This is a genomic window from Rothia kristinae NBRC 15354 (assembly GCF_001570865.1).
In the GTDB taxonomy this organism is placed as follows: domain Bacteria; phylum Actinomycetota; class Actinomycetes; order Actinomycetales; family Micrococcaceae; genus Rothia; species Rothia kristinae.
Window position 1 is genome coordinate 1 of record NZ_BCSM01000031.1, and the last position, 2,138, is coordinate 2,138.

Sequence of the window (2,138 nt, forward strand, 5' to 3'; positions counted from 1 at the left end):
ACAGCCACAAGGGTTTGACCTAGGTCAAACCCCGATTTTTTCGCCGAAAATAGTTACCTATATTATCAAGATAAGAAACGAGATTTTTCGCTCCGCTCAAAATCTCGAAATAAAATAACAAAAAAAAAGGAGTATTCAACCTTTTCTCCTTCAGTTTTCCGACGATTGTAATTCGATCGATTGACCAACTTAATTTTAGGGGGTGTACCTTATCGTCAACACTTAACCGCCTGTTAGAAATACGGTTAAGTTTTTCGAGCTGATTTATCGTTGTTCTTTTTTCTATTTCGCTAAAAATATTTTTATACACGGTGAAACTTGCTATAATCATCTTGAGAACGTCTTCCAGCGTTCTCTCCAAAAGATTAATCTATCCAAGTCACAGAAAAAGCCTTGAAACGTCCTCAGAAGCGTTTTAAGGCCTTTTTCTGTCATGTCCAATAAAAAACCTTGGGCGTTGCCCAAACCCACCAGGAAATCATTTCCTGGACCTTCTACACGTTCGCCACTCGTGGGCGTCCCCAACTTATTGTTGGGGCAGACAAGAGCGTACAGACTTGTTTACAGCCGTCCATTCCTTAAAGCCTCTCAGAAGCTCTAAGAAGCCCTCACAGGCGTTCTAAGACCTTCTAGTTCGATTTACCATGGACTGCGCTTTATCTTCGTTTCTCTTGTTTATATTTGTTTCTATTGCCGTTCAGGAAATCTACTTTTCCTGAACGGCAGGCACAACTATCGAAGGAGCTTGCGACTGATAGTTGGGATTGACGGAAGGCTTCACGAGCTCCAGCGAGTGACTATTATTTTTTCTTTCTTTTTTTTTTCACCTCACAAAAAAATACGCCACTTTCTTTTTTTCTTTTTCAACTTTTTTTGTTCGCACGGACAGCCGAATACATTCGGTGTAGTTGCCAGAATTTCTGACCATTTTGTCTCATAAGGGGTAAAAACCCACGTTGCGACAAAATGGTCAGAAATTTTGGTAGGCGGAAAACGTTATTTTATTCGGCTGTCCGGGCGTTTTTCACTTTGATCGTTCCGCAATGTTTCCGCAACAAACCCGCAAGGAAACCGCAGCTTTTCCGCATATTTTTTTCGATTTGTCTTTTGCATACTTCCTGCATGGTTCCTGCACATTTACTGTATACGTACTGCCGAATTTGGCGATTGAATTGTTCTCTTGTTGGGAGTTGAAACTCTATGCTTACTCTACAGTTACTCTATAGATACTCTATACTTACTCTCGATTTTGATGCGTCATTCGTTATTCGTTTTTTCGTAATAGTCCGATGAAAGTCCGGCAATAGTCCGACACAAGTCCAATTTTTGGGCGGTCACTTTTCGTCATTTAGCGCATTGTTCTGTTATTGGTTCGTTGACAAAAACCACAGTATAGCCACGGCGTAACCACGTTAAAACCACGGCATAACCACGGATTTATGCCCATCATTTACACGCATTCGATTGATTATTTTGAAGCTGGTTACATGCTGTTTAAACGCAAAAAGAGACGTCATTTGCCAACAATCAATGTAAAACAAGACGCGTTTTTACTCATCAATTACGTTCGTTTGATTCATTACTTTGAAGCTAATCGCATATATTTCACAAGCAAACCATCAATCAACTTCGTTCTAAACAACTATTCTTTGCCTATAAAAGACACACAAAAAATCTAAACTTTTTCGAAAAAATGAGAAAAAGTTCCCTCTCACAATTGTTGTATTAATTTGGGGCAAGCATCGGGTGTGTGCGCACACCTTTCTTTTTTGTCATTTCATTCGAACAAATAAAAAAAGTGGACGAAATTCGTCCACCCCATTCATTTTTTCTCTTCGTCGTACATACCAGTAAAAAATCGCTTTTCATCTTCGTTCAACGCGCGATAATCGATTGCATATTGCGCTTCATTTTTCATCCATGAAGCCGTTAAAAACCAAAAATAATCATTCTCGTCTTTTTGTTTGTATCGGTCTAAAGCACCAGACTCAAATTTCTTTTTGTAGTCTTTGAACACACCGTTGAACGTAATCAACTGGCGCCCTTTCATTGCAAAATAAAACGTATCGAATACTTCTTGGTTTTCCGTCATTTCAAAGTCTTTGGCCGAATATTTTGCGACTTCCAAGACTGCTTTC

Annotated in this window: 1 protein-coding gene; it reads right to left on the minus strand. The window is 39.4% G+C overall.

The window, feature by feature from the left end:
• Positions 1 to 1,822 precede the first annotated feature (1,822 nt).
• Positions 1,823 to 2,138, minus strand: a 316-nt coding sequence (locus KKR01S_RS10640) for a protein rep (protein WP_165596174.1), incomplete at its 5' end; no start/stop codon positions are given.